The 12,368-nt window shown below is 73.3% G+C and carries 11 protein-coding genes; 5 read left to right on the top strand and 6 right to left on the bottom strand.

What is annotated here, in order from left to right:
• Positions 1 to 16 precede the first annotated feature (16 nt).
• Complete coding sequence (locus V6D49_RS16310) at positions 17 to 3,073, top strand: sacsin N-terminal ATP-binding-like domain-containing protein (RefSeq protein ID WP_340560546.1); 3,057 nt, start codon at positions 17 to 19, stop codon at positions 3,071 to 3,073.
• 111 nt (positions 3,074 to 3,184) lie between these two features.
• Positions 3,185 to 4,303, top strand: coding sequence for a phosphoserine transaminase (serC, locus tag V6D49_RS16315; RefSeq protein WP_340560548.1), 1,119 nt, complete (start codon positions 3,185 to 3,187; stop codon positions 4,301 to 4,303).
• Positions 4,304 to 4,393: 90 nt separating this feature from the next.
• On the opposite strand, the gene V6D49_RS16320 is transcribed toward serC, so the two are convergent.
• Both V6D49_RS16320 and V6D49_RS16325 read right to left on the bottom strand, forming a co-directional pair.
• Entirely contained in the window at positions 4,394 to 5,227 is an 834-nt protein-coding gene (locus tag V6D49_RS16320; RefSeq protein ID WP_340560549.1) for an ABC transporter permease, read from the bottom strand.
• On the bottom strand, positions 5,224 to 6,261 hold the full coding sequence (locus V6D49_RS16325) for an ATP-binding cassette domain-containing protein (RefSeq protein ID WP_340560550.1): 1,038 nt from the start codon (positions 6,259 to 6,261) through the stop codon (positions 5,224 to 5,226). The genes V6D49_RS16320 and V6D49_RS16325 overlap by 4 nt, the downstream gene beginning before the upstream one ends.
• A gap of 98 nt (positions 6,262 to 6,359) precedes the next feature.
• Here V6D49_RS16325 and V6D49_RS16330 point away from each other — a divergent pair, with 98 nt between their 5' ends.
• Positions 6,360 to 7,205 (top strand): TetR/AcrR family transcriptional regulator, encoded by an 846-nt coding sequence (locus V6D49_RS16330; RefSeq protein ID WP_340560551.1) that lies wholly within the window; start codon positions 6,360 to 6,362, stop codon positions 7,203 to 7,205.
• Positions 7,206 to 7,259: 54 nt separating this feature from the next.
• Here the strand turns inward: V6D49_RS16330 and V6D49_RS16335 are convergent, their stop codons facing one another.
• On the bottom strand, positions 7,260 to 8,276 hold the full coding sequence (locus V6D49_RS16335; RefSeq protein WP_340560552.1) for a hypothetical protein: 1,017 nt from the start codon (positions 8,274 to 8,276) through the stop codon (positions 7,260 to 7,262).
• A 211-nt stretch (positions 8,277 to 8,487) separates the two neighbouring features.
• On the opposite strand from V6D49_RS16335, the gene V6D49_RS16340 reads away from it, so the two are divergent.
• Positions 8,488 to 9,186, top strand: a complete 699-nt coding sequence (locus V6D49_RS16340; RefSeq protein WP_340564080.1) for a GDSL-type esterase/lipase family protein — start codon at positions 8,488 to 8,490, stop codon at positions 9,184 to 9,186.
• 103 nt (positions 9,187 to 9,289) lie between these two features.
• On the top strand, positions 9,290 to 9,847 hold the full coding sequence (locus V6D49_RS16345; RefSeq protein ID WP_445330648.1) for a Uma2 family endonuclease: 558 nt from the start codon (positions 9,290 to 9,292) through the stop codon (positions 9,845 to 9,847).
• Between the two features lie 184 nt (positions 9,848 to 10,031).
• On the opposite strand, the gene V6D49_RS16350 is transcribed toward V6D49_RS16345, so the two are convergent.
• The 3 genes from V6D49_RS16350 to V6D49_RS16360 all read right to left on the bottom strand — a co-directional run bounded on the left by V6D49_RS16350 (position 10,032) and on the right by V6D49_RS16360 (position 12,350).
• Positions 10,032 to 11,021, bottom strand: a complete 990-nt coding sequence (locus V6D49_RS16350) for an aldo/keto reductase (protein ID WP_340560553.1) — start codon at positions 11,019 to 11,021, stop codon at positions 10,032 to 10,034.
• Between the two features lie 310 nt (positions 11,022 to 11,331).
• Positions 11,332 to 11,916, bottom strand: coding sequence for a hypothetical protein (locus V6D49_RS16355; RefSeq protein ID WP_340560554.1), 585 nt, complete (start codon positions 11,914 to 11,916; stop codon positions 11,332 to 11,334).
• A 2-nt stretch (positions 11,917 to 11,918) separates the two neighbouring features.
• Positions 11,919 to 12,350: a DUF4259 domain-containing protein gene (locus V6D49_RS16360; protein ID WP_340560555.1), complete on the bottom strand. Its 432-nt coding sequence runs from the start codon at positions 12,348 to 12,350 to the stop codon at positions 11,919 to 11,921.
• Positions 12,351 to 12,368 lie beyond the last annotated feature (18 nt).

Here is a 12,368-nt window from a genome sequence, read left to right on the forward strand (position 1 = left end):
CGGTACGGTCGGCCGCATGGACGGTGATGTGTTCGGGGCCGGGGAACTGCGGCGGCGTGTGCTGGCGGCGTGGGCGGCCTCGCCCGCCCGGTTCCGGGAGGACGCCAACGCCGAGGAGGAGCTGGCGCTCGGCGGTTACCGGGACCGGCTCGTCGTGGAGCTGGCGCAGAACGCGGCGGACGCGGCGGCCCGCGCCGGGGTGCCGGGCCGGCTGCGGCTGACGCTCCGGGACGGCACGCTCGTCGCGGCGAACACCGGGGCGCAGCTGGACGCGGCCGGGGTGGAGTCGCTGGCGACGCTGCGGGCGTCCGCGAAGCGGGACGAGGCCGGCACGGTCGGCCGGTTCGGCGTCGGGTTCGCCGCCGTGCTGACGATCAGTGACGAACCGGCCGTGGTCAGCCACGGCGGGGGAGTGCGCTGGTCGCTGGCCGAGGCGCGTGAACTGGCCGCCGCCGTGCCGGGGCTGGCCGAGGAGCTGCGGCGCCGGGACGGGCACGTGCCGCTGCTGCGGCTGCCGTTCGCCGCCGAGGGCCAGGCGCCCGCCGGGTACGACACGGCCGTCGTGCTGCCGCTGCGGGACGCCGCCGCGCACGAGTTGGCGACGCGGCTGCTGGACGGGGTGGACGACGCGTTGCTGCTGGCCCTGCCGGGGCTGGACGAGGTCGTCGTGGACACGCCGGAGGGCGAGCGCACCCTGACGCGCCGCCAGGACGGCCCGTACACCGTCATCGGGGGACGCCGCTGGCGCGTGGCCTCCGCGCGGGGGGCGACCGACGCGGCGCTGCTCGCGGACCGTCCGGTGGAGGAGCGCCGCCGCCCCACGTGGTCGGTGACGTGGGCGGTCCCCGTCGACGCTGACGCCGCCGGGGCGCCGGTGCGTCCGGCGACGGAGCCCGTGGTGCACGCGCCGACGCCCACCGACGAACCGCTGGGGCTGCCCGCGCTGCTCATCGCCTCCTTCCCGCTGGAGTCCTCCCGGCGGCACACGGCGCCGGGGCCGCTGACGGACTTCCTGCTGGATCGGGTGGCCGACACCTACACCGAGCTGTTGCGCGCGTGGCACCCGGTGGACCCGGGCGTCATCGACCTCGTTCCCGGGCCGCTGGGCCGGGGGGAGCTGGACGGCGCGCTGCGGGCGCGGTTGCTGGAGCGGCTGCCGGGGGTGCCGTTCCTGCCGAGTGCGGGGAAGGACGACGACGGCGAGCCGCACGTGCTGCGGCCCCGGGACGCGGAGATCGCCGAGGGCGCCGGGGCGGCGACGGTGGACGTGCTGGCGGAGCTGTTCCCCAGCCTGCTGCCCGCCGGGTTGGAACGCCGTACCGAGCTGCGCACGCTGGACGTGCCGCGCATCCCGCTGGGCGAGATCATCGACCGGCTCGCCGGGGTCGAGCGCGACCCGGCGTGGTGGCGGCGGCTGTACGACTCGCTGGCCGGGGTGGACCCCGACCGGCTGACGGGCCTGCCCGTCCCGCTCGCCGACGGCCGCACGACGATCGGCCCCCGGCAGGTGCTGCTGCCGCTGCCCGACCTGGCCGGGGCCGACCGGCTGGCGCGGCTCGGGCTGAAGGTGGCGCACGCCGAGGCCGCGCATCCGCTGCTGGAGAAGCTGGGCGCCGTCCCGGCCACGCCGCGCGCCGTCCTCACCACCCCGCAGGTGCGCGCGGCGGTCGCGGCCTCGCTCGACGCCGACGAGGTGTGGGACGAGGACGACACGGCGTTGGACGCGGAGGAGCTGGCCGACCTCGTGCTCGGCCTGGTCCGCGACGCGGGGCTCGCGCCCGGCGACGAGCCGTGGCTCGGGGCGCTCGCCCTGCCCGACGAGGACGGTGAGCCGGCCCCGGCCGGTGAGCTGGTGTATCCGGGCAGCGCCTTCGCCGCCGTCCTCCGGGCGGGTGAACTTCCCGTCTGCGACGGCGGGCTGGCGGACCGCTGGGGCGAGCAGACGCTGACGGCCGTAGGGGTGCTGGCCGGCTTCCCGCTGGTCCGCGCGGCCGACGTCGTCCTGGACCCGGACGAGCTCGACCCGCGCGACTCGGACTACGCGGAGCCCGACGACGCCGGGCTGCTCGACGTCGTCGACGTGTGGTGCGAGGACGTGCTCGACCAGCTGCCCGAGACCCCCGTGCCGCCGGTCGTCACCGAGCTGCTGGCCGTCCGTGACCTCGATCTGGTGGACGACGACCGGTGGCCGCAGGCGCTCGCGCTGCTGTCCCGGCCGCCGCTGCGGGACGCGTTGACCACGCCGGTGCGCGTCCTGCTGCCCGACGGCACGGCCGAGACCGTCCGGCCCTACACCGCCTGGTGGCTGCGCGGGCATCCGGTGCTGGACGGCCGCCGTCCGGCCGGGCTGCGGGCGGCGGGCGGTGACCCGCTGCTGGCCGGGCTGTACGAGGAGGCCGACGCGCGGGGCTTCGACGACCCGGCCCTCCTGCACGCGCTCGGCGTCCGCACGTCGGCCGCCGCGCTGCTGGACGAGCCGGGCGGCGCCGCCGAGCTGCTGGGGCGGCTCGCGGACCCGGAGCTGCCGGTGGGCCCGGCCCAGCTCCACGGCCTCTACACCCTGCTGGCCGAGCTCGATCCCGACGAGGTGACGCTCCCCGACGACGTCCGGGCCGTGGTGGACGGCCGGGTGCGGGTCGTCGACGCGGCGGGCGCGCTCGTCGCCGACGCCCCGGACCTGCTGCCGCTCGCGGCGGGCCGCGCGCTGCTGCCGGTGCGTCCGACGCTGGCCGCGCGGCTGGCGTCCGTCCTGGACGTCGGCCTGCTCAGCGACGCCCTGCCCGCCCCCGCCCCGACGGGCGGCGCGGTGCGCGAGGTGCCGGACGGGGTCGGCGCGCTGCTGGGCCCGCAGACGCCGGACTCCTACACCGAGCACGACGAACTCCTCGTCGACGGCGTGGAGCTGGACTGGCGGTTCACCCGGGAGGGCGGGCTGCACGCGGCCACGCTGGAGGGCGTCGCCGCCGGGCTGGCCTGGGCCGCGGGCGCCTGGCCGCGCCGCTTCGAAGTGGCCGCCCTGCTGGAGGATCCGGAGCGTACGCGCGAGCTGACGGTGGCCCGCTGGTTCGACTGACGCGTGACGGAGGAGCGAAGGACGAGCGTCGGTCGCGCGCCCGGCGCGCGACCGCCGTCTCAGCCCCCGGACAGCACCGTTGCCCGGCTACCGAGCCGTTAGGCTCGGCCCGTGGCTGAGATCCAGATTCCCGCTGACATCAAGCCCGCCGACGGACGCTTCGGTTCGGGCCCCTCCAAGGTGCGGACCGAGGCGCTCAGCGCCCTGGCCGCCACCGGCACGTCGCTGCTGGGCACCTCGCACCGCCAGGCTCCGGTGAAGAACCTGGTCGGCCGGGTCCGCGACGGCGTGCGCGAGCTGTTCTCCCTGCCCGAGGGCTACGAGGTGGTCCTGGGCAACGGCGGCTCCACCGCCTTCTGGGACATCGCGACGCACGGGCTCATCGAGCACCGCTCGCAGCACCTGTCCTTCGGCGAGTTCTCCTCGAAGTTCGCGAAGGCGGCCAAGCTGGCGCCGTGGCTGGCCGAGCCGAGCGTCGTCGAGTCGCCCGCCGGGACGCACCCGGAGGCGCGCGCCGAGGCGGGCGTCGACTCCTACGCCTTCACCCACAACGAGACCTCCACCGGTGTCGCCGCGCCGCTGTCGCGCGTGCCGGGTGCGGACGAGGGCTCGCTCGTGCTGGTGGACGCGACGTCGGGCGCGGGCGGCCTGCCCGTGGACATCGCCGAGACCGACGTCTACTACTTCGCCCCGCAGAAGTCCTTCGCGGCGGACGGCGGCCTGTGGATCGGGGTGTTCTCCCCGGCCGCGCTGGAGAGGGCGGAGCGGATCGCCGCGAGCGACCGCCACATCCCGGCCTTCTTCGACCTGCCGACGGCGATCGACAACTCGCGCAAGAACCAGACGTACAACACCCCGGCGCTCGCCACGCTCTTCCTCCTCGCCGACCAGCTCGACTGGATCAACGGGCAGGGCGGCCTGGACTGGGCCGTGCGCCGTACGGCCACCTCGGCCCGCGCCCTGTACGGCTGGGCGGAGGACGTGAAGTACGCCTCGCCGTTCGTCGTCGACCCGGCGCAGCGCTCGCAGGTCGTCGGCACCATCGACTTCGCGGACGAGGTGGACGCCGCCGCCGTCGCGAAGGTGCTGCGGGCCAACGGCATCGTCGACACCGAGCCCTACCGCAAGCTGGGCCGCAACCAGCTGCGGGTGGCGATGTTCCCGGCCGTCGAGCCCTCGGACGTCGAGGCGCTCACCCGGTGCGTCGACTACGTGATCGAGAACCTCTGACGACGTTCGTCGGCGAGGGGCCCGTCCGCCCGGACGGGCCCCTCGCGCGTGTCCGGCGGCCCGGAACGGCGCGCCTACCGGGACAGCCCTCTACCGGGACAGCCCGCCGTAGGTGCGGACGGCGAGCGGCAGGAACACCGCCGTGACGACCACCGGCCAGACGAAGGCCATGAGCAGCGGGTGCGTCTCGATCCAGCTGCCCCCGGACGTCACCATGGGCTGCCCGAACAGCTCCCGCACGGCGCCCGCCGTGGAGGAGACGGGGTTCCACATGGCGATCGCGCCGAGCCAGTCGGGCATCATCGACGGCGGTGTGAAGACGCTGGAGATCATGCCGAAGGGGAACGCCAGGGCGAACAGGTTGCCCGCCGACTCCTGGTTCTTCACCCGCAGCCCGATCCAGACGCCGACCCAGATGAGCGCGAAGCGCAGCACCAGCAGCAGCGCGAACGCCCCCAGGGCGGCCGCGATCCCGCCGCCCGGCCGCCAGCCGATGACCAGAGCGATGCCCGCGAGGACGGCGAGGTCGAGCGCGGCGTGCAGCACGTCGGACACGCCTCGGCCGGTGACGACGGCGGAGGGGGCCATCGGCATGGAGCGGAACCGGTCGATGACGCCCCGGTCCTTGTCGACGGCGACGGCCATGGCGGTGTTCATGAAACCGAAGGCCATGGTCATGGTGAACATGCCCGGCATCGCGAAGTCCTTGTAGTCCGTGGTGCCGCCGACGTCCATGGCGCTGCCGAAGACGTAGACGAACAGCAGGACCGAGACGATCGGGAAGCCCAGCTGCCAGGCGATGATCGTCGGCTGGCGGACGAGGTGCGTCAGCTCGCGGCGGACGATCGTCCAGCAGTCGGCGAGCGCCCAGCGCAGCCGCTGCCCGGGGCCGTCCTCCCGCACGGGGTCGAGGGTGAGGCTCATGCTGCGGGGACCTCCTGGTGCGTGCGGTCGGTGTCGGGGCGGGGGGCGTTCTCGGCGGGGGAGCCGGTGAGCCGCAGGAAGACCTCGTCGAGGGTGGGGCGCCGTACGCCGAGGTCGACGACGTCCACCGCCTCGTCCCGCAGCCGCCGGGCCACCTCGGTGAGGGCGTCGACCCGGTCGGCGACGGGCGCGCTGACCCGCAGCGCCTCGGTCTCGGTGCGCGGCGCGGCGCGGCCCACCCGCGCGACCACCCTCTCCACGGCCGCCAGGTGCTCGGGCCCGGCGGCGACGACCTCGACCTGGTCCCCGCCGATGCGGTTCTTCAGGGCCTCCGGGGTGTCGTCGGCGATGGTCCGGCCGCCCTCGCCGGTGGGTGCGGAGATCACGGCGACGCGGTCGGCGAGCCGGTCGGCCTCCTCCAGGTACTGGGTGGTGAGCAGGACGGTCGTGCCGGAGGCGGCCAGCTCGCGCACGGCGTCCCAGACCTCGTTGCGCGCCCGGGGGTCGAGCCCGGTGGTGGGCTCGTCGAGGAAGAGCACCTTCGGGGCGAGCACGAGGGAGGCGGCCAGGTCGAGTCGGCGCCGCATGCCGCCGCTGTAGCCGGAGACGACCCGGTCCGCCGCGTCGGTGAGCCGGAACTGCTCCAGCAGCTCCCGCGCGCGGGCCCGGGCGGTGGCCGGGCGGAGGTGGAAGAGGCGGCCGAACATCTCCAGGTTCTGCCGGCCGGAGAGGATCTCGTCCACCGCCGCGTACTGACCGGTGAAGCCGATCTGACGCCGCACCAGGCGCGGCTGGGTCGCCACGTCGTAGCCGCCGACCCGGGCCCGGCCGCCGTCGGCCGTGAGCAGGGTGGCGAGGATGCGGACGGCCGTGGTCTTGCCCGCGCCGTTGGGGCCGAGGAGGCCGTACACCGACCCGGCGGGGACGGCGAGGTCGAAGCCGCTCAGCGCCGGCTTGGCGGACGGGCCCGTGCCGTAGCGCTTGTGCAGCCCCTCGGCGAGGACCGCGTGGTCGGTCGGTCGATCGTGGTGCACGGAGCTCCCCCTTGAACGGTGAAAACTGGGTACGATGTACTCAGTTAAAACAGCGTACACCATACGCAGAGAGGTTCGGGGGGACGCGGAGGCTTACGATGTTCGACACGATGGCGACGACGGAACACACCGGAAGCGGCGACCTCAGCCGGAGCATGGCCCTCCTGTGGGGCACCGACGAACCGCCCTCACGCGGGCCCAAACCGGGGCTGAGTGTGGCGGCCGTCGTCACCGCCGCCGTCGAACTGGCCGACGAGGAGGGGCTCGCGGCCCTCTCCATGCGGAAGGTCGCCGCCCGGCTCGGCGTCGGCACGATGTCGCTCTACCGCTACGTGCCGGGCAAGGGCGAGCTGCTCGACCTGATGCTCGACCACGTCCAGGGCCCGCTCACCGAGGGCGTGGACCAGGGGGACCGGGAGGACCGGGACTGGCGCGCCACCCTGGAGCTCGTCGCCCAGGGGACCTGGAACCTCTTCCTGCGCCATCCCTGGCTGCTGCAGATCAACCAGACGCGGCCCGTACTCGGCCCCCGCTCCCTCGCCGCCTTCGACGCCGCGCTCGCCGGGCTCCGCGGCCTCGGCCTGACCGGCCGGGAGAAGGTCTCGATGCTGGTGACGATCGACAACTTCGTCACCGGCACCGCCCGCATGGTCGTCCTGGCCCGACAGTCCGCCGAACAGTCGGGCGTCAGCGACGAGGAGTTCTGGAGCGCCCAGACCCCGTTCCTGAACGCGGCGATGTCCAGCGGCGCCTACCCGGAGGTCGCCGGGCTGCCCGCCGACGTCTTCGACTCCGACGGCCTGGACATCCTGGCCTTCGGCCTGACGCCCCTCCTGGACGGGTTCGCCGCCGTCATCGACGCCCGCGCCCACGACCCGGGCGCGCAGCCGGACGCCGCGCACACCCTCGGCGCGGCCATGGGGGCGTGCCCCGAGACCGGTTGACGGGCGGCCCGCCCGCGCGAGTCGCCCCGCGTGCGCCGGCCCGTCCGGCGGACGTCAGCCGCTCCGGCGCCGCCGTCCACCGCGCACCGCGATCCACACGGCCAGCGCGATGGCGAGCCCGGCGCCACCGAGGGCCACGCTGTCGCCGTCCACGTCGCGGTCGCCGTCCTCGCCCGCCGCGCCGCTCCCGCCGCCGTCCCCGGCCGCGCCCGTGTCCCCCGCGTCACCCTCCGCCCGTCGCACGTCCTCCGGAAGCAGCTCGCCGCTCAGCTCCTCGGCGCGCACCTCCTCGCCCTCGCCCTCCGAACCGAACAGCACCGTCCGGCCGTCCGGTGTGAACGCCAGCGACTCGCCCTGCCGCTGTATCGGCACCGGTAGCCGCCCGATCTCGCGCGGCCCGCCGCCCTCCCACGCGTACATGCGGCCGCCGAAGTAGCTGCGCACGGCCAGCCGGCTGCCGTCGGGGGAGAACGCCGCGTCCGTGGCCCACAGGTCGATGTCCGCGATCCGGGTGAACGTGTTGACGCCCTCGGTCGACAGCTCCTCGGGCCCGGCGTACAGGCCGTCCCCGCCCTCCCGCTTCCCGACGACGTAGACCCGCCCGGTCCGCGGGTGCACGGCCAGCGACTCGGCGTCGCGCGGCCCGTCGGCGTACTGCACGGTGTGGACGGCCGGTTCGATCGTCGTGTCCGTCAGCTCGGCCGGTTCGGCGAACCGGTAGATCCACACGTGCGGCCAGGTGCCGCCGAGGTTGTCGCCGATGTCGCCCACGTAGAGGTCGCCGTCCGGGCCGACGGAGACGGCCTCCATGTCCCGGCCCGCCACACCCGTGAGCGTCACCGTGGCGAGCGTCCGTCCCGTCGCGCCGTCGACCGCGAACAGCTCGGCCGCGTTCGCGCTGTCGTTGTGCGTCCAGTACACGCCCGGGTGCGCGCGGCTGGCGGCCAGGCCGCTCGCCTCCGTGATCCGGGGGTCCTGAACGGTGAACCCGGGCTCGTCCGCCGCGACCGCGCCGGCCGCCGCGACCAGCAGCGCGCCCGCCGTGCCGAGGGCCACCACGGCCCCGCGCACCGGCGGCCTCCGCCGCCCACCCCCTGTCCGCCCGGCCGGAACGTGCCCGGCCGCCGCCCGGGTGGCACCGGTGCTTCCCGGCCACCGGCCGGGCGACTGTCGACGCATGATCCGAATGTAGCGCCCCGCGACCGCCGGGCGGACCCCGCCCGCTGCCTACCGCACGGCGTGACCGGTATCACGCCGCAGGTCAGGGCGGGTGCGCGGCAGAATGTGCCGGGTGCGTTTGATGCCAGTCGGAGACTCGATGACGATCGGCAGCGCCGGTGACCACACCTGGCGCTACCGCCTGTGGGCCCACCTGCGCGAGGCCGCCGAGCCCGCCGACCTCGTCGGCCCCCGCGACGCACTCCACGAGGGCTCCCACCACTACGCCGAACCGGCCTTCCCCACCCGCGCACGCGGCCACCTCGCCGGGTGGGGCGAGGGCTGGCTGCACCACAAGGACGTCATCGCCGACGCCGTCCGCACCCACCGCCCCGACATCCTGCTCGTCTCACTGGGCCTCATCGACCTCGGCTTCTACACCGACGCGGAGCAGACCGCCCGCAACGCCCGCCACTTCCTCACCGAGGCGCGCCGCGCCGACCCGGCGATCCGGGCCGTCGTCCTGCCCGTCATACCCAACGTGCGGGCCGTCACCGACGCGCCCTTCGCCGCCGAGGTCGCCCGCTTCAACACCCTCCTCGCCGCCCTCGTCGCCGAACTGACGACGCCCGCCGCGCCCCTGGTCCTGGCAACGCCCCCCGCCGACTGGGACCTGGCCCGCGACACCTACGACGGCACCCACCCGGCCGCCCCCGGCGAGCACCGGCTGGCCGCCGCCTTCGCCGCCGCCCTCCACGCCGCCTTCGCCCTCGGCGCGCCCTACACCGCACAGGCCGAACCCGCCCCCGCCGTCCCGGCGTGACCCCGTCGCCGTGCGTATCGTTGTACCGCGCGGCCGCCGCGACCACGCGGCGGCGGAGGGGAGCGCCACGGTGACCATCGCACTGCACGATGACAGGACCGCTATGGCGGACAGCGACGAACTCAGCCTCGACGAGTGGTTCGAGCGGCTGGAACGGATGCCCGTCCCCGAGGGATTCAAGGTCGAGATCGTCGAGGGGAACGTCTTCCTGTTCCCGCAGCGGCAGACGCACTGGGAGATCACCCTGGGCCTCGTCGAACAGCTACTCGCCCGGTACCCGCAGAGCCGCACCGCCTCCGACGTCCGCATCGACTTCCCCGGGCACCTCAACGGCTTCGCCTCCGACGTCGCGGCCTTCGTCGAGGGGGCGACGAAGACGCCCGAGGGCCGCTGGCGGCACGAGGACGTCGAGTTCGTCGCCGAAGTGATCTCCAAGGGAACGGCCGTCAACGACTACGGCCCGAAGAAGGCCGCCTACGCGACGGCGAAGGTGCCCGTCTACCTCGTCGTCGACCCGTACGTCGGCCGCTGCCGGGTCTTCACGCAGCCCAAGGACGGGGACTACGCCAGCGAGCTGACCGTCGACTTCGGCGTGGACGTCGACCTCGGGGACACTCCCGTCGGGCTGACCCTCTCCACCGGCGAGTTCCCCCGCGACTGAGGCGGGACCCGGTGGCCCGCCGTCGGGGTGGGGTCTTGCCCCCGGTGCGCTTCAGTTGGCTGGCGGCACGCATCACTGACGCTCACCGGCAACTGTGGAACCCGAGCGGAAACGACGAAGCCGCCGCCTCCAACTCGCTTCGAGGGCAAGCAGAGGCGACGGCCGGTTGCACGGACCCGCTACCTCACCACGCGAAGGCTTCAGGAGACGGTCCGGGGCCGGGGAAGATCTCGTCCAGAGACGTCAGCAGTTCGTCGCTCAGCTCCAACTCCAGCGCACGCAGAGCCGAGTTCAACTGCTCCTGCGTGCGGGGGCCGACGATGGGGCCGGTAACACCGGGGCGAGTCAGTAGCCAGGCGAGCGCTGCTTCACCGGGCTCCAGGCTGTGCTTGTCGAGGAGGTTCTCGTACGCTTGGATCTGCTCGCGTGTCTTGGCGTCCTTGAGCGCGTCGGCAGCGCGCCCGCTCGCCCGGCGCCCCTGCGTGGCTTCCTTCTTGAGAACGCCGCCCAGCAACCCTCCGTGCAGCGGTGACCAGGGGATGACACCGAGGCCGTAGTCCTGCGCGGCTGGGATGACCTCCATCTCGGCGCGGCGCTCAGCGAGGTTGTAGAGGCACTGCTCGCTGACGAGGCCGTACGACCCGCGCCGGGCGGCGGCCTCGTTGGCCTGGGCCATCTTGTAGCCGGGAAAGTTGGATGACCCCGCGTAGAGGATCTTGCCCTGCTGGACCAGAACGTCGATCGCCTGCCAGATCTCTTCGAACGGCGTCGACCGGTCGATGTGGTGGAACTGGTAGATGTCGATGTAGTCGGTCTGCAGCCGCTTGAGGGAGGCCTCGACGGCACGGCGGATGTTTACCGCGGAGAGCTTGTCGTGGTTGGGCCAGACGTCCCCGTCGCCCGCCATGTTCCCGTACACCTTGGTGGCGAGGACCGTCCTGTCGCGCCGCCCGCCACCCTGGGCGAACCACGTACCGATGATCTCCTCTGTGCGGCCCTTGTTCTCACCCCACCCATAGACGTTGGCCGTGTCTACGAAGTTCAGACCTGCGTCGAGAGCGGCGTCCATGATGCCGTGGCTGGTTGATTCGTCTGTCTGCGGACCGAAGTTCATCGTGCCGAGAACGAGTCGGCTGACCTTGAGTCCGGTGCGCCCGAGGTGCGTGTACTCCATGGGCCACAAGCCAACTGCTTCGAGCCCGCTTAAAGCAAGGGCATCCGGTGCCGTCGTCTGGAGTCGTCTCAGAGGTGGGCGGTACAACGCGGCCCGGGGGACGCCCAGAGCCTTGGCGACGGAGCTGACGCCTTCTCCCTCCGCCTTCCTCGCCCGAGCCACGGTCAGCACGTCCTCGTTCACGACGGACGGCCTCCCCAGTCTCGGTTCCGAGGTGTTGCGCCGTGCGCTGGTACTCGCGCTGGGAGATTGCGCCCCACGGGCGGCCATGGCCAAAGTTGACAGCCACCTCGTCACGTGCAGTTGTCGGTCAGCCTTCGCTGTGCACCGCCGCCATGCTGCGCAGACGCTGCTTGATGTCCACCGGGATCAGAACCTGAACCCTCTCGACCGGGTGTTGCCACATCCCGTCATGGCCATCGGGAGCCATGAGCTGCGCGGCGGTCATCCCGGGAATCGGCTTGGCATGGATGACGGCCTTGACCCCTGCGGCGCGTAGCTCCCTGCCCTTTTCGTGCTGGGTCGACAACGTGCTCCACCGCTCCCGGTAGGTCTCTCCTGTCGGGAACTCCTCCCAGGCGTCAGGGCGCGTGGGCTGCGCGATGAGCTGCTCACGTCGCGCGTCCAACCTTTTGTAGGCCTCCCGGTACTCCTGCTTGCCCAGCTCGCTAGAGTAGAGACCCGCCTCGCGGTCCTCCCTCAGGTCCGACAGGGCGCGGTTCACCTCCTCGATGTCGCGCGTGTGGTCCACGCCCGGCCGGAAGACCTTCCGGACGATCTCGACGTCCCCGGCAGCGAGGAGGAACGCCTTTTCCACGGCGTCCTCCAGGGCGTGCGCCGCGATGCCCTTGCTTCCGGTCGGGTTCTGGCTCAGCTTCCGTGCTGAGTGACGCACCGTTACGGCTGTACGTCGAAGAGAGCAAGGGACGGGGGTGGCGGAGCAAGCACTGCGCGAAGGCGCGTCAGTATGGCTCGCCACTGCTTCCAGTCCTCCGGGTCGACCCAGTTTGAGGCCGGCCCATCTTCGTCGTCGACGATGCGGGTGAGGGCTTGGTCGGCGATTACCCGAAGGTCGGAAGGGAACAGGGGCATGGGCTTTTCCGGGCCGTAGGACATGTCGACGGGCTCGCCTCCCGGGCATTGCGCCGCGATCAAAGCGGCGGCGGCCACCGCCTCTTCCGCTTCCATGAGATAGCCGGTTGCATCGATCGTCCGGACGAGGACACCTCGGATCAGGGCTTCACGCGCCTCGGGCTCGGCATCGTCGAGCGCGTTGGCGAAGTCCGCGGCTGTGTCGTTGTCGAAGGGACCGGTATCCCAGGTGCCCATGCTGATCTCCTTGTGTAT

The organism is Streptomyces sp. GSL17-111 (genome assembly GCF_037911585.1).
In the GTDB taxonomy this organism is placed as follows: Bacteria; Actinomycetota; Actinomycetes; order Streptomycetales; family Streptomycetaceae; genus Streptomyces.

What these genes read in the sequence shown, in the direction of transcription:
- V6D49_RS16320 (WP_340560549.1), bottom strand. Translation starts at nt 5,227, where the DNA reads ATGAGCCTCACCCTCGACCCCGTGCGGGAGGACGGCCCCGGGCAGCGG.
- V6D49_RS16310 (WP_340560546.1), top strand. Translation starts at nt 17, where the DNA reads ATGGACGGTGATGTGTTCGGGGCCGGGGAACTGCGGCGGCGTGTGCTG.
- V6D49_RS16360 (WP_340560555.1), bottom strand. Translation starts at nt 12,350, where the DNA reads ATGGGCACCTGGGATACCGGTCCCTTCGACAACGACACAGCCGCGGAC.
- V6D49_RS16330 (WP_340560551.1), top strand. Translation starts at nt 6,360, where the DNA reads ATGTTCGACACGATGGCGACGACGGAACACACCGGAAGCGGCGACCTC.
- V6D49_RS16340 (WP_340564080.1), top strand. Translation starts at nt 8,488, where the DNA reads ATGTGCCGGGTGCGTTTGATGCCAGTCGGAGACTCGATGACGATCGGC.
- V6D49_RS16345 (WP_445330648.1), top strand. Translation starts at nt 9,290, where the DNA reads ATGGCGGACAGCGACGAACTCAGCCTCGACGAGTGGTTCGAGCGGCTG.
- V6D49_RS16350 (WP_340560553.1), bottom strand. Translation starts at nt 11,021, where the DNA reads ATGGAGTACACGCACCTCGGGCGCACCGGACTCAAGGTCAGCCGACTC.